The organism is Pantoea sp. S-LA4 (genome assembly GCF_054482835.1).
On sequence record NZ_JBTLRC010000002.1, the window covers coordinates 2,262,555 to 2,284,093 of the forward strand.

General features: G+C 59.8%; 16 protein-coding genes. 10 read left to right on the top strand and 6 right to left on the bottom strand.

Annotation, left to right across the window (positions count from 1 at the left end; genetic code table 11):
• Nucleotides 1–187: 187 nt before the first annotated feature.
• Nucleotides 188–1,111 carry a LysR family transcriptional regulator gene (locus ACX3P5_RS11535; RefSeq protein WP_458968735.1) on the bottom strand — a complete coding sequence of 308 codons (924 nt, stop codon included), beginning with the start codon at nt 1,109–1,111 and terminating at the stop codon, nt 188–190.
• A 212-nt stretch (nt 1,112–1,323) separates the two neighbouring features.
• Here ACX3P5_RS11535 and ACX3P5_RS11540 point away from each other — a divergent pair, with 212 nt between their 5' ends.
• From ACX3P5_RS11540 to ACX3P5_RS11575, 8 genes are read left to right on the top strand one after another with little or no spacing between them, the layout of a single operon-like run.
• Complete coding sequence (locus ACX3P5_RS11540) at nt 1,324–2,298, top strand: PDR/VanB family oxidoreductase (RefSeq protein ID WP_458968736.1); 975 nt, start codon at nt 1,324–1,326, stop codon at nt 2,296–2,298.
• Nucleotides 2,299–2,318: 20 nt separating this feature from the next.
• On the top strand, nt 2,319–3,599 hold the full coding sequence (locus ACX3P5_RS11545) for an amidohydrolase family protein (protein ID WP_336755568.1): 1,281 nt from the start codon (nt 2,319–2,321) through the stop codon (nt 3,597–3,599).
• Nucleotides 3,589–4,050, top strand: a complete 462-nt coding sequence (locus ACX3P5_RS11550) for a RidA family protein (RefSeq protein ID WP_233987700.1) — start codon at nt 3,589–3,591, stop codon at nt 4,048–4,050. The genes ACX3P5_RS11545 and ACX3P5_RS11550 overlap by 11 nt, the downstream gene beginning before the upstream one ends.
• A gap of 21 nt (nt 4,051–4,071) precedes the next feature.
• Complete coding sequence (locus ACX3P5_RS11555) at nt 4,072–4,953, top strand: creatininase family protein (RefSeq protein ID WP_458968737.1); 882 nt, start codon at nt 4,072–4,074, stop codon at nt 4,951–4,953.
• A gap of 13 nt (nt 4,954–4,966) precedes the next feature.
• On the top strand, nt 4,967–5,950 hold the full coding sequence (locus ACX3P5_RS11560; protein ID WP_458968738.1) for an ABC transporter substrate-binding protein: 984 nt from the start codon (nt 4,967–4,969) through the stop codon (nt 5,948–5,950).
• Nucleotides 5,947–6,774, top strand: a complete 828-nt coding sequence (locus tag ACX3P5_RS11565) for an ABC transporter ATP-binding protein (RefSeq protein ID WP_336755572.1) — start codon at nt 5,947–5,949, stop codon at nt 6,772–6,774. Before ACX3P5_RS11560 ends, ACX3P5_RS11565 begins: the two co-directional genes overlap by 4 nt.
• Before the next feature lie 4 nt (nt 6,775–6,778).
• The gene (locus ACX3P5_RS11570) at nt 6,779–7,594 is read left to right on the top strand and encodes an ABC transporter permease (RefSeq protein WP_233987696.1); all 816 of its coding nucleotides are present in this window, start codon (nt 6,779–6,781) and stop codon (nt 7,592–7,594) included.
• A 24-nt stretch (nt 7,595–7,618) separates the two neighbouring features.
• On the top strand, nt 7,619–9,040 hold the full coding sequence (locus ACX3P5_RS11575) for an FAD-binding oxidoreductase (RefSeq protein WP_336755573.1): 1,422 nt from the start codon (nt 7,619–7,621) through the stop codon (nt 9,038–9,040).
• 76 nt (nt 9,041–9,116) lie between these two features.
• Here ACX3P5_RS11575 and katG read toward each other — a convergent pair whose 3' ends face one another.
• The 4 genes from katG to ACX3P5_RS11595 all read right to left on the bottom strand — a co-directional run bounded on the left by katG (nt 9,117) and on the right by ACX3P5_RS11595 (nt 17,077).
• The gene (gene katG / locus ACX3P5_RS11580; RefSeq protein ID WP_336755574.1) at nt 9,117–11,327 is read right to left on the bottom strand and encodes a catalase/peroxidase HPI; all 2,211 of its coding nucleotides are present in this window, start codon (nt 11,325–11,327) and stop codon (nt 9,117–9,119) included.
• A gap of 202 nt (nt 11,328–11,529) precedes the next feature.
• Nucleotides 11,530–14,592 carry an efflux RND transporter permease subunit gene (locus ACX3P5_RS11585; protein ID WP_458968739.1) on the bottom strand — a complete coding sequence of 1,021 codons (3,063 nt, stop codon included), beginning with the start codon at nt 14,590–14,592 and terminating at the stop codon, nt 11,530–11,532.
• A complete protein-coding gene (locus ACX3P5_RS11590) occupies nt 14,589–15,686 on the bottom strand; it encodes an efflux RND transporter periplasmic adaptor subunit (protein ID WP_336755576.1) in 1,098 nt (365 codons plus the stop codon). The genes ACX3P5_RS11585 and ACX3P5_RS11590 overlap by 4 nt, the downstream gene beginning before the upstream one ends.
• A 368-nt stretch (nt 15,687–16,054) precedes the next feature.
• A complete protein-coding gene (locus ACX3P5_RS11595) occupies nt 16,055–17,077 on the bottom strand; it encodes an LLM class flavin-dependent oxidoreductase (RefSeq protein WP_233987691.1) in 1,023 nt (340 codons plus the stop codon).
• 210 nt (nt 17,078–17,287) lie between these two features.
• Here ACX3P5_RS11595 and ACX3P5_RS11600 point away from each other — a divergent pair, with 210 nt between their 5' ends.
• Both ACX3P5_RS11600 and ACX3P5_RS11605 read left to right on the top strand, forming a co-directional pair.
• Nucleotides 17,288–18,259 (top strand): fatty acid desaturase, encoded by a 972-nt coding sequence (locus ACX3P5_RS11600; protein WP_458968740.1) that lies wholly within the window; start codon nt 17,288–17,290, stop codon nt 18,257–18,259.
• On the top strand, nt 18,252–19,025 hold the full coding sequence (locus ACX3P5_RS11605; protein WP_336755578.1) for a phosphate/phosphite/phosphonate ABC transporter substrate-binding protein: 774 nt from the start codon (nt 18,252–18,254) through the stop codon (nt 19,023–19,025). Before ACX3P5_RS11600 ends, ACX3P5_RS11605 begins: the two co-directional genes overlap by 8 nt.
• A 304-nt stretch (nt 19,026–19,329) precedes the next feature.
• On the opposite strand, the gene fusA is transcribed toward ACX3P5_RS11605, so the two are convergent.
• Nucleotides 19,330–21,426, bottom strand: coding sequence for an elongation factor G (fusA, locus tag ACX3P5_RS11610; protein ID WP_458968741.1), 2,097 nt, complete (start codon nt 21,424–21,426; stop codon nt 19,330–19,332).
• Nucleotides 21,427–21,539: the final 113 nt, after the last annotated feature.

Consider the following 21,539-nt stretch of genomic DNA (forward strand, 5'->3'; position numbering starts at 1 on the left):
GCGAAATGGTGGCTGAGCAATGTCCCGCGCAGTTACCTGCACTGACCGCTTCTACTCACACTGAGTTATACAAAAAGGATGCCAGGTCAGCGGATCGGCGTGGATGGCGGCTGGCGCGGCGATCGGAGCTGGGCGCGCTGCAACCTTTGATTCATTAAGGAGCAGAGAGCACCATGCTGGTGCAGAGTCAGGATCGGTGATGGCCTGGAGTCTGGATCTGGCTGAACAGCATTTCCAGCTGTTTAAGCATCATTGAGGCCGCCAGCGAGAGCTGCCTGGCCGGTGCGACGCACAGCGACAGGGTAAAGGTTTTGAGCTGCGGATCGGTCAGCGGAATAAACCGCAGTTCGTCGCTTTCCACCTCATCCATGATATCGAGCCAGCAGAGAATACCGATGCCGATCTTCTCTTTAATCAGCGAGCGAATCATGTGGATATTATTCGATACCGCCACTTCTCTGATGCTGCCACCGTGGATGTTGATCAGCGCCTGCACCGGTTCAGCCAGCATCAGCGGCGCGGAAGGCAGGATAAACGGATAATCCATGCACTGATTAAATCGCACCCCGCTTTTGCTGGCGAGCGGATGTCCGCCCGGCACCACAATCCCAAGGTTAATTTCGGCAAACGCCCGCACCTGCAGCTCACGTGAGGTGTGCGGATTGAGCATCACGCCAAAATCAGCATCGCCTGAGATCAGCGCCTGCTGAATATCGACGTTATTCATGGTGGTCAGGGTGAAAGAGATATTCGGATAGTCGAGATGCACCTGCCTGAGCATCGACGAGAAAAACTGCCGATTAATGGCGTCGATGGTGGCGATACGCACATGACCGCGGCGCAGACCGCGCAGATCGTCAAGCTGTTCGCAGACCCGGGAAAAATCCTTTTTCCAGTTATTTGCCGCGTGCAACAACAGCTCACCGGCGGCGGTCAGCCGCAGGCCGCTGGGGTGACGCTCAAACAGCGGCATCGCCAGCTCTTTCTCAACCCGCAGGATCTGCCGGTCGATGGAGGATGCCGCCACATGCAGGGTTTCGGAGGCCTTACGAAACGATCCCTGACGGGCGACTTCAGTGAAATAGAGCAAAAATCGGGAGAAGGCGAACATAGCGAGTGCTCTCTTTTATGCAACGGGATGTGCGAATCAAAGCGCTGGACGCAACAGTTTTATCACAATAACGTAGATTTCATTGCAACGGGAACGATTGTTTCATCGCCGGACAGGCAGATGCCGGGCAGCGAGCCGCTGTTTCGCTTCGGGTCAGTCGGCGAGTGCGTTTTCGTCCTTTTTATACAGGCCAGCTTAATGAAAAACGGTAAATGACGATGAAAGATGCCGGACTGATTCCTGTCACGATTAAATCTGTCGATATTAACGGTGTCGATAATCTTTCCCTGCAGCTTATTTCGCAGCACGGCGAAGCGTTACCGGCTTATTTACCCGGCGCGCACATTGACGTGATTATTCCGGATATCGGTCCGCGCCAGTATTCCCTTTGCAGCCACTCCCACAGCGGCGAATATTATGAAATCTGCGTCAGGCGGGCCGAACGTTCCAGCGGCGGTTCACATTATATTCATCATCATTTCCGGCCCGGCGATCAGCTGACGATTTCAGCGCCGCGTAATCACTTTCCGTTGCCCGAAGCGGGACGCTATCTGCTGTTTGCTGGCGGGATTGGTATTACGCCGCTGCTGACCATGGCGGAACAGATTGCCCGGCAAGGTATTGAATTTGAGCTGCATTATTATCTTTCTGCGCCACAACAGGCCGCCTTTGCTTCACGCTTATCAGCGCCCTTACTGGCCGACCAGGTTTATTTTCATTACAGCAGCGCCAGTGACTCCCTGCGTCACCTCACGCCGCCCTGTTTATCACAGCCTGACCCACAGACGCGAATAATCGCCTGCGGTCCGGATGGCTTTATTCAGCGCCTGCAACATCTTATGCAGCAGCATCACTGGCAGCCGCAACAATTATCTTTTGAGCGGTTCAGCAATGCGGCACTGAATAACAGCGCCAGCGATAACCCATTTTATATTCAGCTCAGCTCAACCGGCAGCCGTTATTTAGTTGGCCCGAAGCAGACAATTGCTGAAGTCCTGTTAAGCGCCCGCGTCGATATTATGCTGTCGTGCGAACAGGGTATTTGTGGCTCCTGCATTACGGATGTTATCGACGGTATTCCCGATCATCGCGACTGTGTGCTGACTGCCGAAGAGAAAGCGGAAAATACGCAGATAACCTTGTGCTGCTCGCGATCCAGAACGCCGGTTCTGGTCCTCGATCTTTAATGCCACCCCGGAGCCTGAAGATGCCTGCTGCTTTCACTGACGCCCCACTGAAAGGCATTGCCAATGTTCGTCTGCCCGCCTGGCTACTGCCAGCGAACTGGCCGACGGAAGCGGGCGAGCCACTACTGGCGGATCTGCGCTTTGAGGATGGCAAGATTGCCGCCCTGACGCCCGCCGGACGCGATCAGATTGGTCTGTGGGATCAGCACGGCGCGTTGGCGTTACCGGGGCTGATTGAACCGCACGCGCATCTCGATAAAACCTTTACTCTTGCCCGCAGTCGCCCGTCGAAACCGGGTCTGCTGGCCGCGATTGAGACCCTGCACCAGGATCGTCAGCACTGGACGCCGTCAGATTTGCAGCAGCGCGCCCGCAAGGCGATCGCATTAGCGACGGCTAACGGTGTCACCCGCTTACGCACCCATCTCGACTGGTTTGACGCTACCGCCCCGCTCGCCTGGACGGAACTGGCCGCGATAGCCTCGCCAACGATGCGGCTGGAACGGGTCGCGCTGGTGCCGCTGGGCCTGTTCGCCGACCCTGAGGTCGCTGACCGCATCGCCCGCACCGTGGCGCAGAGCGGCCAGCATTGCCTGCTCGGCGGCTTTATCCACTCCTCAAACTGGGACCCGGCGGCGATGACTCACCTGATGCGCAGCGCCGCACGCTGGCATCTGGATCTCGATCTGCACATTGATGAAGAGCTGTCGCCCGTGGCCCAGGGTCTGAGCTGGCTGGCGCACTGGCTGGCTGAAAACAGCTTCAGCGGCCACATCTGTTGCAGTCACGGCTGCGCGCTGGCGTCCGGCAGTGAGCAGCAGGCGAGCCAGGTATTGCAACAGCTGGCGGCACAGCGCGTCACGCTGATTGCTCTGCCGATGACCAACCTGCTGTTGCAGGATGCCGTAACCGGGCGTACGCCGCGTCAGCGCGGCATCACTCTGCTGAAAGAGGCGCAGGCGGCTGGCGTTCCGCTGCTGATCGGCTGCGACAACGTTCAGGATGCCTTTTGTCCTGCAGGCAGTTATGACCCGCTGGATACCCTGAGCTGCGCCCTGTTCGCCCTGCAGCTGAGCCACGTTTTTGACCACGCTTCACGGCTGATTTGTGATGTCGCCGCCCTGACCGGAGAACCTTCAGCCGTACCGCCGCTGTCACCCGGCAGCGACGCCACGCTGGTGCTGTTTCCCGGCAGCGACAGTGGCAGCTGGCCATTAAACAGTGCTGCCCGTCTGGTGATCCAGCGCGGCAGGCTGACCCATCAACGCACCTGGCAGCAGGAGAACCCCTATGAGTCTTGAAGAGGGCGCGGGCAAACCGCTCGCCCACTATGCCGCCTGGCGTCGGGCCGGCGATTTTGTCTTTCTCTCCGGCATCATTCCGGTTAACCCGCAGAGCGGCACTCTGGTACGCGGCTTTAAGGATATCCCGGCCGAAGTTCGCCAGTTAGTTGGCGAAACCGGCGAGTTCTCCACCGATGCCAGACAGGGACCGATCCTCGCGCAGAGCTGGTACGTGCTGGAAAGCATTCGCCACACCATCGAACAGGCGGGCGGGCAGATGAGTGATGTCTTCAAGCTGGTGCAGTACTTTCGCAATCTCGATCACTTTCCCTGTTACAGCCGGGTCAGAAAGCTGTTTTATGACGGCCAGCCTCCGGTTTCAACCGTGGTACAGGTCAGCGAAATGCTGCCCAGCGCCGAGGTACTGATTGAAGTGGAAGCCACCGCCTGGCTACCGCTCCCCCGATAATTTCCGATCACGAGGCACAGCATGATTAACGGTTATATTCCCGCAGCGCGATTTCTGCCTTTTCTCAGCTGGACGGCGATTGCTGCCCTGCCCGACAAAGCCAATACGGTGATTGTGCTGCCGACCGGCGCGATTGAGCAGCACGGTCCGCACCTGCCCTGTTCGGTCGACAGCGTGATCGCCTCCGGCGTGGCGGGCCATGCGCTGGCGCGGCTGCCCGCGTCGGTCCCGGCCTACGCCATTCCGCCAATCACCTACGGCAAGTCAGACGAACACCTGAACTTTCCCGGCACGCTGACCTTAACCGGCGACACCCTGCTACACACCGTGCTGGAAATTGCCGAATCGCTTTACCGCGCCGGTTTTCGCAAGCTGCTGATGATCAACGGTCACGGCGGACAGCCGCAGGTGTTGCAGATGGCGGCGCGGGAAATGCGCCTGCGTCATGGCGATATGATCGTGATCCCGCACGACGTGTTTCGGGTGCCGAATGTCGAAAACCAGTTCCTCAGCGCCGAGGAGCAGAAGATGGCGATGCACGCCGGTCACAGCGAAACCGCTGTGATGCTGGCGCTGGCGCCGGAGTGCGTCCACCTCGACCAGGCGGTTGCTAACTATCCGCCAGCATTTCCCTGCCCGACGCTCTCGTCAGGCCGACCGGCGGCTGCCTGGGCCGCCTACGATTTCGGACCGAGTGGCGTGATTGGCGATCCCACCGGCGCTACCGCCGAACAGGGCCACGCGATCCTCGATTCGCTGGCGGCAAGCTGGGCGCAGGCGATCACCGAAATCCACCAGATGAGCTGGAAAGTCCGCAGCGAACCCACCTGGGGAAAACAGCACTGGCACGGTTTTGTACAAACCACCTTTACGCCCCCTTCGTCTTCTTTTGTCTCTGAATAGTGGAGTGCTTACGATGAAACCTGGATGTCGATCGACTCTCTCTCTGCTGGCCCTGCTGCTGACCGGGGTTTCTGCCTCCGCGATGGCGGAAGAGAAATTTACCTTCCTGACCAACTGGTATGCCCAGGCGGAGCACGGTGGCTTTTATCAGGCGCAGGCCGACGGGCTGTACAAAAAAGCCGGACTGGATGTCAGCATCAATATGGGCGGCCCGCAGGTCAACGTGATGCAGCTGATGGCGGCCGGACGCGCCGACTGTACGCTGGGCGATAACGGCCAGGCGCTGGAGACCTGGGAGGCTGGGGTTCATGCCGTTACGGTGGCGACGGTATTCCAGCATTCGCCGACGGTCTTTATCAGCCATGACAAGGTGGACCATCCGCAGCAGCTCAGGGACAAAACCTTCCTGCTGGCAACCGAGGCCTATAACTCGTTCTGGCCGTGGGCCAAAAGCGAGCTGGGACTGGATAAAGTGAAAGTCCGGCCCTATACCTTCAGCGTTCAGCCTTTTCTCGCCGATAACAACCTGGTGCAGCAGGGTTACGTCACCTCCGAGCCGTTCTCGATTGCCAAAGGCGGCAAACCGTTTTACGTCTACATGCTCAGCGACTGGGGCTATCCGCCCTACGGTAACTCGATTATCTGCATGGCTGACACGGTGAAAAAACGACCGGCCGCCGTGGCCGCCTTCGTCAAAGCCTCGATGCAGGGCTGGAAAGCCTATCTGCAGGACCCGACCGCCGGCAATGCGCTGATCGCCAAAGATAACCCACAGATGCGCGCCGACCAGATCGCCTTCGGCATCGCGCAGATGAAGAAATACCAGCTGGTTACCGGCGGTGACGCACAAACCGGCGGTATCGGCATCATCACCGAAGCTCGGCTGAAAAAGAGCTGGGAGATGCTGGTGAAAAACAAGCTGATCGACGCGGAGAAAGTGCCGTTCGACCAGACCTATAGCCTCGATATGATCAAAGACGCGAAGGTGATGCCATGAATTCCGCCCCCAACCTGACCGTGATGCGCGATCGTCGTGCCGCCACGCCGCACGCAGAGCCGGCTATCGAAGTGTTGTCGGCAGAGAAAATTTACAGCAACGGCACCCGCGCGCTGCTGCCGGTCAATCTCACCATTCATCAGGGCGAATTTGTCACCCTGCTCGGTCCGTCGGGCTGTGGCAAAAGTACGCTGCTAAAAATGGTCGCCGGGCTGACCGAGCCCAGCGATGGCAAACTGGTGCTGTGGCGTCGCGATAGCCGGGAAAGCGCGCAGGTTCCGCTCTCCTTTGTGTTCCAGGAAGCCACGCTGATGCCGTGGAGCACAGTGCAAAACAACGTTCGTCTGCCGCTGGATCTGGCGGGCGTGCCGCGGGCCGAAGCCAATACCCGCGTCACCGAGGCGCTGGAACTGGTCGGGCTGGGTCAGTTTGCCCGGGTGCTGCCGCGCGAGCTCTCCGGTGGTATGCAGATGCGCGTCTCGATTGCCCGCGGGCTGGTCACGCGTCCGAAACTGCTGCTGATGGATGAACCCTTTGGCGCGCTGGATGAAATCACCCGCAATAAACTCGACAGTGACCTGCTGCGGCTGTGGCGTGAACAGGGCCTGACGGTGGTGTTCGTTACCCACTCAATACATGAAGCGGTTTTTCTGTCGCAGCGGGTGATCATGATGGCAGCCCGGCCGGGCCGGGTGGTGGAGGATATCGCCATCAATGAGCCGTTCCCGCGCAGCGAAGATTTCCGCGTCAGTCCGGCTTTTTCACGTTACGCAAAGCAACTGCAGGACAGCCTGCTACAAGCCAGCCAATCGGGCGGGGAGTAATACCATGCAGACGCAAAAATCTTCGCCGTGGATTGCCAATCCCGGCTTTCGCAAAGTGTTTTATCCCACCGTGGTCGCGGTAGTAGTGGTGCTGCTGTGGCAGGGCTGGGTGAGCTACTTCAACATCCCGCAGTTTCTGGTGCCGTCACCGCTGGTGATGCTGCAAAGCCTGTGGACCCATTTCGGGTCGCTGATGATGGCGCTGCTCTTCACCCTGAAAATCACGCTGATTTCGTTTTTACTCTCGATCGTCATCGGTGCCGCCGTGGCCTTTGTGCTGGTGCAGAACCGCTTTGTCGAAACCGCCCTGTTTCCCTACATCGTCTTCCTGCAGGTGACGCCCATCGTCGCCATTGCGCCGCTGATTATTATCTGGGTCAAAGACACCACTCTGTCGCTGGTGGTCTGTTCAACCCTGATGGCGGTGTTCCCGATTATCTCTAACACCACCCAGGGGCTGCGCAGCGTCTCGCCGGGGCTGCTGAGCTACTTCAGGCTGAGCCGCGCCAGTCGTCTGCAGGTGCTGATTCGCCTGCGCATTCCTTCCGCGCTGCCCTACTTTTTCGGTGCGCTGCGAATTTCCAGCGGGCTGTCGCTGATTGGTGCAGTGGTGGCCGAGTTTGTCGCCGGGACCGGCGGAAATAATACCGGGCTGGCCTACCAGATCCTGCAGGCGGGCTATCAGCTCGATATTCCGCTGATGTTCGCGGCGCTGCTGCTGATCTCCCTCGCCGGGATTGCACTGTTTGGTGTGATGTCGTGGATTTCCCGCCGCGCGCTCAGCGCCTGGCACGAGAGCGAAGCGGTTCAGTCTCATTAACCTCTATTTTCAGGCAGGAACACGATGCACATTGAACACCGTCAGCAGGCACTTACTCTGATACAACAGGCACTTCCCGATCTCGACTGGACATTGCAGCCGCCAAAGGTTAAACGTCTGTCGCGCGACTTTCACTGGTTCAGCCCGGTACTCAAACGGCAACTGGAAGATAAGCAGGCCGATGCGGTGGTTAAACCGCGCAGTGAAGAGGAGCTGAGTCTGCTGGTCAGCGCCTGCGTACAGCATCAGTTACCGCTGATATTGCGGGGTGGCGCAACCGGCAACTATGGCCAGCTGGTGCCGCTGGAGGGCGGCATTCTGGTTGATATGACCGGCTTTAATCAGCTGTGTGAACTCAGTGATGGCGTGGTGCGGGCGCAGGCCGGAATGCGGCTGGCGGAGATTGAAGCCCTGACCCGCCCGACCGGCTGGGAACTGCGCTGTATGCCTTCGACTTACCGCCTTGCCACGCTGGGCGGGCTGTACGGCGGCGGTTTCGGCGGCATCGGCTCAATCAACTATGGCCCGCTGGCCGCAGCCGGTAACGTACTCAGCGTCAAAGTCATGACGGTGGAGGCGGAACCGCGCATTTTGCAGATACCGGCACCGCAGGCGCTGCTGCTGCATCACGCTTACGGCAGCAACGGGATCGTGCTGGAGGTTGAGCTGGCGCTGGCCCCGGTTCACCACTGGATAGAGCGGCTCGACGTGTTCGACGATTTTACCGATGCGCTGGATTACGCCAATGCCTTTGCCCGTTCACCAGGAGTGGTGAAACGTCAGCTGGCACTCTTTGCCGCGCCGATCCCCGGCTACTTCACCCATCTTAATGGCCATTATCAGGCGGGTCAGCACGCGGTGATCAGCCTGATTGCCGGGGAAAGTGAACGGCTGGCAACGGGGCTGCTGGAGAAATATCGCGGCAGCAACGCGGTGCGGCAGCCTGCCGACGCAGCACGCGAGGCGAATGCGTCACTGATGGAATATTGCTGGAACCACACCACGCTTCACGCGCTGAAGGCAGACAGCACGCTGACCTATTTACAGACTGCGTTTAACCCGGCCTGTTATCGTCAGCAGATTATTGATATGGCCGCCCGGTTGGGTGATGAAGTGATGTCGCATATTGAGTTCCTGCGTGACGGTGAAGGCAATATCACTGCCAGCGGCCTGCAACTGGTGCGCTATACCAGCGAAGCAAGGCTGAATGAGATTATGGACACCTTCCGCGCTCATGATGTCAGGATCAACAATCCGCATGTCTATCAAATTGAAGAGGGCAAACAGGGTGAGATCAAACCCGAGGTGGTGTCGGTTAAACAGTGCCTCGATCCAGACGGGTTACTCAATCCCGGTAAACTCAAAGGCTGGGCGCTGCGTGACACGCTGGTGTTAGATGACGATCCGCTGTTACTCCAGCGTCAGCCTGGCGAGCCCGCTCGCTGAGCCATCAGGCTTTGAAAAATAAAAAACCCGCTTATCACTCAGCGGGTTTTTGCTTTCAACCGTTAACAGCGGGCGATCAGAGTTCGAACCGATCGAGGTTCATCACTTTGGTCCAGGCTGCAACGAAGTCTTTAACGAACTTCTCTTTAGCATCGCTGCTGGCATAGACTTCCGCCGAGGCGCGTAATACCGCATTGGAGCCGAACACCAGATCGGCGCGGGTAGCGGTAAAGCGGACTTCACCGGTCAGGCGATCGCGACCTTCGAACTGTTCGCTGGAGCCATCAACCGCTTTCCATTCAATGCGCATATCCAGCAGATTGACGAAGAAATCGGCGTTCAGTTCCCCGACGCGGCGGCTGAAGATGCCGTGCTGGCTGCCGTCGTAGTTGGTGCCCAGCGCGCGCATTCCGCCAATCAGCACCGTTAATTCCGGCACCGTCAGCGTGAGCTGCTGGGCCTTATCAATTAACAGGTTCTCGGTGGTGGTTTTACCGTAGCCGCGACCGTAGTTACGGAAGCCATCGGCGCGAGGTTTCAGCAACTCAAACGACTCGATATCGGTCTGATCCTGACGCGCATCGACCCGGCCCGGAATAAACGGCACCTCAATCTCAACGCCAGCCGCTTTCGCCGCCTGCTCAACCCCGACCACACCGGCCAGCACAATCAGATCGGCCAGCGAAACCTTGTTAAATTCACGCTGCAGCGCTTCCAGCGTCGGCAACACCCGGACCGCAATAGCGTTTACGTCCCACTCGCGTTGCGGCAGCAGCGCCAGGCGCGCGCCGTTGGCACCACCGCGTTTGTCACCGCCACGGAAGGTAGAGGCTGACGCCCACGCCACCGAGGTCAGTTCGCTGACGCTCAGGCCCGCGGCGGCAATCTTCTCTTTCAGCTGGGCGATGTCGGCGCCGGTCGGATGGTAAACCGGTACCGGCAGCGGGTCCTGCCAGATCAGATCTTCTTTTGGTACTTCCGGACCGATATAACGCGCTTTCGGCCCCATATCGCGGTGCGTCAGCTTGTACCAGGCGCGGGCAAAGGCTTCATTGAATGCCTGCGGATCGTTGTAAAAACGACGCGAAATTTTCTCGAACTCCGGGTCGAAGCGCAGGGTCAGATCGGTAACCAGCATGGTCGGTTTACGTTTCTTCGTCTGGTCGAACGGATCAGGAATAATCTCTGACGCATCGACCGCTTCAAACTGGATCGCGCCCGCCGGGCTGCGCGTCTGGACCCACTCATATTTGAACAGGTTCTCGAAGAAGTAGTTGCTCCACTGGGTCGGCGTCTGCGACCAGATCACTTCCAGACCTGAGGTAATCGCATCAGCACCAACGCCGGTGCCGTGGCTGCTCGCCCAGCCCAGGCCCTGTGCTTCAAGCGGTGCGGTTTCCGGGTCAACGCCAACGTGGTCGGCCGAACCGGCACCGTGGGTTTTGCCCAGCGTATGACCACCGGCGATCAGGGCGACGATCTCTTCATCGTTCATGCCCATGTTGCCGAAGGTGGCACGTATGGCCGGGGCAGCCGAAGCCGGATCGCCGCTGTGTTCCGGGCCTTCCGGGTTGACGTAGATCAGCCCCATTTCGGTCGCGCCCAGCGGTGACTGCGCCAGCGCTTCCGGGTGACGGTGTTCCAGCCAGGTGCTTTCATCGCCCCAGTTGACATCCATATCCGGTTCCCAGACATCTTCACGTCCGGCACCAAAACCAAAGGTGCGGAAGCCGGAATTTTCCAGCGCCACGTTGCCCGCCAGGATATAGAGGTCAGCCCAGGAGATCTTCTGACCATACTTCTGCTTCACCGGCCACAGCAGACGGCGCGCTTTATCCAGGCTGACGTTATCCGGCCAGGAGTTTAACGGGGCGAAGCGTTGCTGACCGCGTCCTGAACCACCGCGACCATCAACGGCGCGATAGGTGCCGGCGCTGTGCCAGGCCATACGGATAAAGAGACCGATGTAGCTGCCCCAGTCGGCAGGCCACCAGGCTTGTGACTCGGTGAGCAAGGCTTTGAGATCGGCTTTCAGCGCAGCGTAGTCTAATTTGGCAAATTCTTTACGGTAGTCGAACGACTCGCCCAATGGGTTAGAGCGGGATGAGTGCTGGTTCAGCAGGTCGACACGCAGCTGGTTAGGCCACCAGTCACGGCTGGTCGTGCCGCCGCCTGATGTCTGGTTTGCCTTTCCTGCGTGAAAAGGACATTTACCCGCCGCCGCTTCGCGATCGGCTTCGACAATAGGCTTTGCATCTTTTGCATCTTCATCAACAGAATTGCTCATGGTCACACCTCTTTTATGTATTCTCAGCGCTACTCTATAGTGGCTTTTGAAAAAGGCACACCTGTCTCACCCTATACCTTTGATAGCCTGCTCCTTTGAATATGCTTAGCTGAAAAGGTTTTAACGATGAAAAGCGCCGCGCCTGTCAACAGGCACGGCGTAGCGCAGGATGTTCAGAGGGGCGGCTTTCACCGCCCGCCGGTTACTCCGCTACCGGACGGATCCGGAACCAGATGGCATACATCGCCGGCAGGAAGACCAGCGTGATAATGGTGCCGCCCAGCGTACCGCCAATCAGGGTATAGGCCAGCGTGCCCCAGAATACCGAGTGCGTCAGCGGGATAAACGCCAGAATGGCCGCCATCGCCGTAAGCAGCACCGGTCGGGCGCGCTGCACGGTCGCCTCAACCACCGCATCAAACGGGGCCAGCCCCTGCTGCTGATTGTGGTGAATCTGACCAATCAGGATCAGGGTGTTACGCATCAGAATCCCCGACAGCGCAATCAGCCCGACCAGCGCATTGATGCCGAACGGCTGATTAAACAGCAGCAGCGTCGGCACCACACCGACCAGTCCAAGCGGAGCGGTTAAAAATACCATCACCATTGCCGACATGGATCGCACCTGCAAAATAATAATCAGCAGCGTGATGGCGATCATGATTGGGAACAGCGGCGCCATCGCCTGGGTCGCTTTTCCCGACTCCTCTATCGAGCCCGCCAGCTCGATCCGGTAGCCTTCCGGCAGCGATGCGATGATCGGCTGCAGGCGTTTGCCGAGGGCGGCTGAGACATCCGGCGGTTGCAAATCATCAGCGATATCGCCGCGCACGGTGATCACCGGCGTGCGGTCGCGCCGCCGCAGCAGCGGATCTTCCATCTGTACCTTAACTTCGCCAATCTGTGACAGCGGAATACGCTGGCCCGCCGCGCCCATCAAGGTAAAGTCGCCGATCCGCGCCGGATCGAGCCGGATATTGCCGGCCGCCCGTCCGACTACCTGCACCGAACGAATATCTTCCCGCACCGCAGTGATCGGTACGCCCGACAGCAGAAACTGCAGCTGGCGGGCCACGGCGCTGGAGGTCAGCCCCACCGCCTGCAAACGGTCCTGATTGAGCGAGAAATGCAGGGTCGGCACCTGTGAACCCCAGTCGCTATTGACCGTTCTCATCATCGGGCTGGCCTGCAGTACCGCTTCCACCTGGCTGGCGATAACCCGCAGCCGTGCAGGATCGGGTCCCATCACCCGCCAGGCCACCGGATAAGGTGAATAGGGGCCAAACACCAGCTGAGTGACGCGCACCCGCGCCTCAGGAGCCAGACCGCTGGCCGCGGCCGCGCGTAGCCGTAACTTCAGCGCGTCACGCGCCTGCTGGCTGTCGGTCAGCACCACCAGCTTGGCAAACGAAGGATCGGGCAGTTCCGGTGCCATCGCCAGATAAAAACGCGGTGGTCCCTGGCCGATATAGGCGGTGACAATTTTCGCCTCCTGCTGCTTTTTCAGCCAGGTTTCGATTTTTGCCGTGGCCGCCGCGGTCTGCTCAATGGAACTGCCGTAGGGCAACTGAAGTTCCACCAGCACTTCCGGACGATCGGAGGTCGGGAAGAACTGTTTTTTCACCAGTCCCATGCCGAACACCGCCGCCACAAACAGCACAATCACCGCGCCCGCCACCGCCCATTTGCGGGCAATTACGCGCGTCAGCAGATGGCGAAAGCGATTGTAGTGACGGGTGTTGTAGATCGCCGCATGGCCGCCCTCGACGGTTTTGATGGCTGGCAGCATCTTCACGCCGAGATACGGGGTAAAGACCACCGCCACCACCCATGAGGCGATCAGCGCAATGCCGACAATCCAGAACATGTTGCTGGTGTACTCACCGGCGGTCGACTGAGCGAATCCGTTGGGCATAAAGCCCACCGCGGTGACCAGCGTCCCGGCCAGCATCGGTGCGGCGGTGTGGCTCCAGGCATAGGCGGAGGCTTTAACCCGATCGTAGCCCTCCTCCATTTTGACCACCATCATTTCGATAGCGATGATCGCGTCATCCACCAGCAGCCCGAGCGCCAGTATCAGCGAGCCCAGCGTGATCCGGTCAAAGTTTTTCCCGGAGGCCTCCATCACCACAAATACCACCGCCAGGGTTAACGGCACCGCGGCCGCCACCACCACACCGACGCGCCAGCCCATGCTGACGAAGTAGACCACCATCACCACCAGCAGCGCTACGAAAAACTTCACCATGAACTCATCAACCGCCGAGCGGATATTCACCGACTGGTCGGTGACCTGAGTCAGCGACATGCCGAGCGGCATCGCCTGGTTAATTTTGACGGTCTCCGCCGCCAGCGCCTTGCCGAGATCCAGCCCGTTCCAGCCGTCACGCATCACGATGCCGAGCAGCAGCGCCGGTTCACCCTGATTGCGCACCAGAAAGGTGGCAGGATCGTCATAACCGCGCTCGACCGTTGCCACATCCGCCAGCTTCAGGCTTCTGCCCTGCACCACAATCGGCGTTTCACGGATTTTTTCCAGCTTATCGAAGGCCCCTTCCAGCCGGATAAATACCTGCGGTCCGGCAGTGTCGATGGAGCCGGCTGGCGTCAGAACGTTCTGGTCATTCAGGGCGGCGAAAATGTCCTGCGGCGAGATGCCGAGCGTCGCCAGTCGATCGTGTGAGAAGGAGACGTAAATGCGCTCGGCCTGTTCACCAATGATGTTGACCTTTTTCACGCCCGGCAGATGCAGCAGCCGCTGACGCAGCGCTTCGGCATCTCGCACCAGCAGACGCTGCGGTTCCCCTCTGGCCTTCAGCGCCAGCAGCGCAAACGTCACAACGGAGAACTCGTCATTGATCATCGGGCCTATCACTCCGGCAGGCAGATTGCTGGCCTCATCCCCGAGCTTTTTACGCGCCTGATAGAACTGCTCCTGCACCTGTGACGGCGGCGTTTTGTCCTGCAACGACAGCATGGTGTAGGCCATACCAGGACGGGTATAGGTTTCACTGCGGTCATACCATTTCAGCTCCTGCAGCCGCTTCTCCAGCGGTTCCGCCACCTGATCCTGCATCTCCTGCGCAGTGGCGCCCGGCCAGGCGGTGATAATCGTCATCTGTTTCACGGTAAACGGCGGATCTTCCGCCCGACCGAGTTCAAAAAACGACAGCACCCCGGCAACGGTAATCAGGATGATCAGAAACAGCGTGATGGCGCGCTCACGTACCGCCAGCGCCGAGAGGTTAAACCGTCCGTGACTCATGGCTGGCTCCCGGCGGCGTCAGCCTGGCTGAGACGGACACGTTCGCCTTCATGCAGCAGGTGCGCGCCCAGCGCTACAATCGGCTCTCCCGGCTGGAGTTCACCGCTGACGGTAGCCGACTCATCGCCGAGACTGATGACTTTTACCGGCCGCCAGGCGACGGTGGCGGGCGGCCCGGCAATCTGCCAGACGCCAGGGCCTTTGCCCGCATCGTAGAGCGCGGCCAGCGGCACCTGCAGCAAAGGCTGTGTGGCCTTGTTGGGGATCGCGAGGTTGACGGTCGCGCCAAGGGGCGCAGCGGCCAGCGCCCCTTCCAGCACATATCGGGCTTCAAAGGTACGGGTCAGCGGGTCCGCCGCATCCGCCAGCTGCCGCAACCGGGCCGGCACCGCCGCACTATTGCGGCCATAGAGGGTTGCCATCGCTACGCTACCCAGCGCCGGACGCAACGTTTCCGGCAGCTCGACCCGCGCCTCACGCTGACCGGCGCGGGCCAGCCGGATCACCGGTTCGCCCGCGCTCACGACCTGGCCCGGTTCGGCGAGCGTGGCCATCACTACGCCATCGGCGTCCGCCAGCAGCAGCGCATAACCACTGGCGTTTCGCGCCACATCCGCCTGCGCTTCTGCCGCCCGCAGTTCAGCTTTCGCCGTCTCTGCTGCGGCGCGGATTTGATCGTAAGCCGATGCGGAGACCGCCCCGCTGCTCAACAGGCTGCGGTAACGCGCCTGATCGGCCGCGGTCTGTCTGAGGCGGGCCTGTGCCGCGGCAACGGCCTGCTGCCGGGCCTGGACCTGCAACTGCAGATCGACCGGGTCGAGACGCATCAGCGGCTGACCGCGTCTGACGCTCTGGCCGTTATCCACCAGACGTTCAAGAATTTTGCCCGATACCCGAAAGCCAAGATCGCTCTGGACCCGGGCAACCACCACTCCACTGAAGGCGCGTGCGGCGTCAGTGGCGCTGACCACCTTTGCGACCCGGACCTGAGGCGGCTGGTTGCGCGGATCGTCATCACGGGCAGTGTCATGGCAGGCAGCCAGTGCCAGCGGCAGCAGGCATAGAGCAACGGTGGCAGGATTAAACCTGAACATATGTGACCTTTATCAGTGAATGGGGAGTTCGCGCCATTCTCTTATCAAGTGACCAATATTGTCAATGGTCACAAAATAGCGATTAAGGATCACTTTTGGCTCTGCACCTGCGGATTGTCATGCCCGCAAAGTTATCGGCGCAGTGCGCGGTCACAGGCGGGCGGATAAGCAAAAGAAGAGGCAACGAATAAAATAGTGACTACTGATAATTTACGTCACGGGATGCGAATAGCGAAACAAGCCGGCGCGGGCCGTCCGTCAGGTGGCGACGCTGAGGAGTGCATTAAGACATTAAGCGACTGACGCGGGAAGGGTTGCTGAAGAGGAAATCAGCGCCTTATTACTAAGGCGCTGTGTTGGGGAAGGGATTAACGCCAGCCGAGTTCCGGCGCGACATATTTCAGTATCGCCTCAATCACATGCGCGTTATACGCCACGCCCAGCTGATTCGGCACGGTCAGCAGCAGCGTATCGGCTTCAGCAATCGCTTCATCCTGCGCCAGTTGCTTAATTAACTGCTCCGGCTCAGCGGCATAGCTGCGGCCAAAGATGGCGCGGGTTTTTTCGTCGAGGAAACCCACCGAATCCTGGTCACTGCCGCTGCGGCCAAAGTAGGCGCGGTCCATGTCATTCACCAGCGCAAAGATGCTGCGGCTGACTGAAACCCGTGGCTCGCGCTGATGACCAGCGGCTTTCCACGCTTCACGGTAGGCGCGGATCTGCTTCGCCTGCTGAATATGGAAGGGCTCGCCAGTTTCATCATCTTTCAGGGTCGAACTTTGCAGGTTCATACCCATTTTTGCCGCCCACTCTGCGGTGGCATTGGAGCCAGAGCCCCACCAGATGCGATCACGCAGCCCTTCTGACAACGGTTCGAGGCGCAGCAGACCCGGCGGGTTCGGGAACATCGGCTGCGGATTAGGTTTAGCAAAACCTTCACCGCGTAGCACCTCCAGAAACTCTTCGGTATGACGACGTCCCATATCCGCGTCGGTCTCCCCCGCTTTTGGCTCAAAGCCAAAATAGCGCCAGCCATCCACCACCTGTTCCGGCGAACCACGGCTCAGGCCGAGCTGCAAACGACCGTTGGAAATCAGGTCGGCTGAACCGGCATCTTCCACCATATAGAGCGGATTCTCATAGCGCATGTCGATCACGCCGGTGCCGATCTCAATTTTTTTGGTTCGGGCACCCACCGCCGCCAGCAGCGGGAACGGGGAACTCAGCTGGCGGGCAAAATGATGCACGCGGAAGTAGGCACCATCTGCGCCCAGCTCTTCGGCCGCCACCGCCAGGTCGATCGATTGCAGTAACACATCCTGCGCCGATCGGGTGGCTGACTGTGAAGAGGGTGTCCAGTGACCGAAGGATAAAAAGCCAATCTTTTTCATCTGTTACTTCTCCTGGCGGGCAACGCTAACCCGCACATGCTGAGGCGATTTTCGATAAGCAAAGGTTACGCCGTCGTCGTCGCCACTGATAGTCAATATCTTTCAGCGCCATATTCAGGATTTTCGACATAGCTAAGAAAAATAACGTCTTTGTCTTTGCGCCGCGTTTATTTCACTGTGGCTGCCTGTTCCTCTTCTGCCAGGTTGATCATGCAAAAAAGCCGTGCCGGTTACCTTCATCCGCAGCAGCGCGCCCTGCTGCAACAGCTGTCGCGCAGTGCGTTGTGGCGCACCGAACTGCCGACCTGGCTGCTGATCATCGCTATCTATGGCGGCTGGTTCGGTACGCTGCTCAACTGGCAGATGCTCGGACGGCTGCCCGCTACGCTGCTGCTGACTGGCTTTACCGCCTGGTACATGTCGCTGCAGCATGAGCTGATCCACGGGCATCCGACGCGCTGGCCGCGGGTCAATCAGCTGTTTGGTACTCTGCCGCTGGCGGTGTGGTTTCCGTTTGGCCTCTACCGCGATTCCCATCTGGCCCATCACCGTAATCACACCCTGACCGAACCGGATGACGATCCGGAAAGTTACTACCTCTCCGCCGCACGCTGGGCGCAGCTGTCGCCGTGGCAGCAGCAGCTGATCCATCTGCGGAACACTTTTTTTGGCCGGTTGCTGCTGGGTCCGCTGCTGGATATCGTCGGTACCTTCCGGGCGATGTGGCGGGCGATACGCGGCGGCGATCGGGCCGCGATTGGGATGTGGCTGCTGCACGGCACCCTGCTGGCGCTGCTGTTGTGGTGGATGGCCCAGCGCGGTTTTTCCCCGCTGTGGTATCTGCTGGCGGTCAGCTACCCGGCGCTGGCGCTGACCAAAGTGCGCTCCTTCTACGAGCATCGCGCGGCTGACGATCCGCTGGCGCGTTCGGTCAACAATGAAGCGGCGCTGCCCTGGCGCATCCTGTTTCTGAATCTGAACTACCATTCAGTGCATCACGATCTGCCCGGCGTGCCCTGGTATGGCCTGCGCCGCCTCTATCTGCATGACCGCGAGCGCTACTATCAGCGTAATCACGGTTTTCGCGTGGCGGGCTACCGGGTCTGGCTGCGTCAGTTCTGGGCGCGACCGGTCGGAGTCAATGCCCATCCGGGGCGTTCAGAAGAGGCACGCCATGACTGACCTGCTGGCATTACCGATGTATGACATTGATCGCCTAACCACCGTGGCGCTCAGCCAGGCCATCGTGACCCTGCTGGCGCAGCACGGCACAGCGGCACAGCCGATCTGGCCCGACGATCTGCTGGCCCACTGGCAGGACGATCGGCTGCTGCTGAGCCAGACCTGCGGCTATCCGCTGGTGACGCGGCTACCCGCGGTGCAGCTGGTCGGCACGTTTCACTACAGCGCGCCAGGCTGCAGCGGTCCCGATTATCGTAGCTGGCTGGTGGCGCGGGATCAGGGCGCGACGCTGAGCGACTTTCATGCGCGTCGGGCGGTGGCTAACAGCGTGGATTCGCACTCTGGCTATAACGCGCTGCGTCTGGTGGCGGCACAGCAGGGCGTGATGTTTTCAAGGCTGGTGCTGAGCGGCGGGCATCGTCAGTCACTGGCGGCGGTGCGTCAGCATCAGGCCGATATCGCGGCGATTGATTGTGTCAGCTGGGCACTGATCGCCCGATATGCGCCGGAGGAGTTACAGGGACTGCATATTATTGGCGAAACCCCGCCTGCGCCCGGGCTGCCGCTGATCACCTCTGCCGCGACCTGCGCGCAACAGCGCGAGACGCTTCAGGCGGTGCTGGGCGAACTGGTGACCGATCCGGCGTGGCGGGAAGTCTGTGCAGCCAGCCTGATTAGCGGCTTCAGCCCGCTGCAGCGCGAGGATTATCAGACGATTATCCGCATTGAACAGCAGGCAGCCGCGCTTGGGGTGACCCGACTTTGAGCAGCAGAGGCGCTCAGGCCTCCACTTTTGTGCCCTTTAACAGCACGCACTGAAGCCACAGAGCAGGCTGTGGCCGATCAGGGGCAGGCAATCCGCAGCGCTGAACATTAGCCAGGAGAGCCCGCAGGACGCGGGCGAAAGGCGGGGCGGCACAGGATGTGCCATCCCCGGCGGTCCGTCAGGCAGGCGAATGACGTGAAGGAACCGCGCAGCGGCGCGAGGACCGCCAGCCCCTGAGCGGCACCAGACCGCGTTAACACCTGTCGCTTTACTGACGGGCACCAGGCTTCCCTGCCGCACTGTTCTATTTACGGGCGGCGATGATCGCATCAGCCACGTTGCGCGGCGCCTGCGCGTAGTGGCTGAACTCCATGCTGTAGGTGGCGCGCCCCTGGGTCAGCGAGCGCAGGCTGGTGGAGTAGCCGAACATCTCCGACAGCGGCACTTCAGCGCGAATAATCCGGCCGCCAAAATGCTCATCCATGCCCTGCACCGCCCCGCGACGTGACGACAGATCGCCCATGATGCCGCCGGCGTACTCTTCCGGCGTCTCCACTTCCACCTTCATCACCGGCTCCAGAATCGCCGGATCGGCCTGTTTGGCCGCGGCGCGAAAGCCGAGAATGGCCGCCATGCGGAAGGCCATCTCCGAGGAGTCGACCTCATGATAAGAGCCAAACGTCAGGGTCGCTTTGATATCAACAATCGGATAGCCCGCCAGCACGCCACTGTTCAGCGCCTCGCGCACGCCTTTCTCCACTGACGGGATATATTCACGCGGCACCACGCCGCCTTTGGTGGCATCTTCAAAGACAAAGCCGCTGCCCGCCTCACCCGGTTGCAGGCTCAGTACCACATGGCCGTACTGCCCTTTGCCGCCCGACTGGCGCACAAACTTACCTTCCACATCCTGTACCGCTTTGCGCAGCGTTTCGCGGTAAGTCACCTGCGGTCGCCCGATATTCGCCTCGACGCCAAATTCACGCTTCAGGCGGTCGACGATAATCTCCAGATGCAGTTCGCCCATGCCGGAGATGATCGACTGGCCCGACTCCTCATCGGTGTGCAGCCGGAACGAGGGATCTTCTGCCGCCAGCCGCTGTAACGCCAGCCCCATCTTCTCCTGGTCCGCTTTGGTTTTCGGCTCAATCGACAGCGAAATCACCGGTTCAGGAAACTCCATCCGCTCCAGGGTAATGATGGCGTGCGGATCGCACAGGGTTTCGCCGGTGGTGACCTCTTTCAGCCCGACGCAGGCGGCGATATCTCCGGCGCGTATTTCGTCGATCTCATGACGGGCGTTGGCGTGCATCTGCACGATACGGCCAATGCGCTCTTTTTTGCCTTTAACCGCGTTATAGACGCTGTCACCCTTGCGTAACACGCCCGAGTAAACCCGCACAAAGGTCAACTGGCCGACAAAGGGATCGCTCATCAGCTTAAACGCCAGCGCCGAGAACGGTTCGTCATCATCCGGATGGCGTTCAGCGGGGTTGCCAGCCTCATCAATGCCGCTGATCGCCGGCACATCAGCCGGTGACGGCATCAGTTCGACCACCGCATCCAGCATCCGCTGCACTCCTTTGTTCTTAAACGCGCTGCCGCACAGCATCGGCTGAATCTGGTTTTGCAGCGTGCGCTGGCGTAAACCGGCAATCACCTGCTGCTCGCTGAGATCGCCCTGCTCCAGCCAGGCTTCGGTCAGGGTTTCATTGGCTTCCGCCGCCGCCGCGACCATTTTTTCACGCCAGCGTTGCGCTTCGGCCAGTTGGTCAGCCGGGATCTCACCATAGCTGAAGGTCATTCCCTGGCTCTCTTCATCCCAGTAGATCGCCTGCATACGGATCAGATCGATCACCCCGACGAACTGCTCTTCACGCCCGATCGGGATCACAATCGGTACCGGATTGGCTTTCAGCCGTGACTGCATCATGGTGACGACGCGGAAAAAATCGGCGCCCTGGCGGTCCATTTTGTTGACGAACGCCAGCCGCGGTACATGATATTTATTCGCCTGACGCCATACCGTCTCCGACTGCGGCTGTACACCGCCCACGGCGTCATACACCATCACCGCCCCATCCAGCACCCGCATTGAGCGCTCGACCTCGATGGTGAAATCGACGTGGCCTGGGGTGTCGATAATATTGATGCGGTGCGGCTCAAAGCGCTTATCCATGCCCGGCCAGAAGCAACTGACGGCGGCAGAGGTGATGGTAATGCCGCGCTCCTGCTCCTGCGCCATCCAGTCGGTTGTTGCCGCGCCATCGTGCACTTCCCCCAGCTTGTGACTCATTCCGGTGTAAAACAGAATGCGCTCGGTGGTGGTGGTTTTACCGGCATCGATATGCGCGGAGATGCCGATATTACGGTAACGTTCGATCGGTAGGGGTCGGGGCATGATGTATCCTTAGTCAGATTGACGGGAACGTGATGCGCAATTTTTGCGCAGCTGTGTCAGCAAGCGTAGCCCAATGGTACGACTCTATACGAACAGTTTGAGCTATTATTAAT

Bases quoted from the DNA above. Each gene is read 5' to 3' on its own strand.
- ACX3P5_RS11585 (WP_458968739.1), bottom strand. From the start codon at position 14,592: ATGAGTCACGGACGGTTTAACCTCTCGGCGCTGGCGGTACGTGAGCGC.
- ACX3P5_RS11540 (WP_458968736.1), top strand. From the start codon at position 1,324: ATGACGATGAAAGATGCCGGACTGATTCCTGTCACGATTAAATCTGTC.
- ACX3P5_RS11600 (WP_458968740.1), top strand. From the start codon at position 17,288: ATGCAAAAAAGCCGTGCCGGTTACCTTCATCCGCAGCAGCGCGCCCTG.
- fusA (WP_458968741.1), bottom strand. From the start codon at position 21,426: ATGCCCCGACCCCTACCGATCGAACGTTACCGTAATATCGGCATCTCC.
- ACX3P5_RS11565 (WP_336755572.1), top strand. From the start codon at position 5,947: ATGAATTCCGCCCCCAACCTGACCGTGATGCGCGATCGTCGTGCCGCC.
- ACX3P5_RS11595 (WP_233987691.1), bottom strand. From the start codon at position 17,077: ATGAAAAAGATTGGCTTTTTATCCTTCGGTCACTGGACACCCTCTTCA.
- ACX3P5_RS11560 (WP_458968738.1), top strand. From the start codon at position 4,967: ATGAAACCTGGATGTCGATCGACTCTCTCTCTGCTGGCCCTGCTGCTG.
- katG (WP_336755574.1), bottom strand. From the start codon at position 11,327: ATGAGCAATTCTGTTGATGAAGATGCAAAAGATGCAAAGCCTATTGTC.
- ACX3P5_RS11535 (WP_458968735.1), bottom strand. From the start codon at position 1,111: ATGTTCGCCTTCTCCCGATTTTTGCTCTATTTCACTGAAGTCGCCCGT.
- ACX3P5_RS11590 (WP_336755576.1), bottom strand. From the start codon at position 15,686: ATGTTCAGGTTTAATCCTGCCACCGTTGCTCTATGCCTGCTGCCGCTG.
- ACX3P5_RS11570 (WP_233987696.1), top strand. From the start codon at position 6,779: ATGCAGACGCAAAAATCTTCGCCGTGGATTGCCAATCCCGGCTTTCGC.
- ACX3P5_RS11575 (WP_336755573.1), top strand. From the start codon at position 7,619: ATGCACATTGAACACCGTCAGCAGGCACTTACTCTGATACAACAGGCA.
- ACX3P5_RS11605 (WP_336755578.1), top strand. From the start codon at position 18,252: ATGACTGACCTGCTGGCATTACCGATGTATGACATTGATCGCCTAACC.
- ACX3P5_RS11555 (WP_458968737.1), top strand. From the start codon at position 4,072: ATGATTAACGGTTATATTCCCGCAGCGCGATTTCTGCCTTTTCTCAGC.
- ACX3P5_RS11550 (WP_233987700.1), top strand. From the start codon at position 3,589: ATGAGTCTTGAAGAGGGCGCGGGCAAACCGCTCGCCCACTATGCCGCC.
- ACX3P5_RS11545 (WP_336755568.1), top strand. From the start codon at position 2,319: ATGCCTGCTGCTTTCACTGACGCCCCACTGAAAGGCATTGCCAATGTT.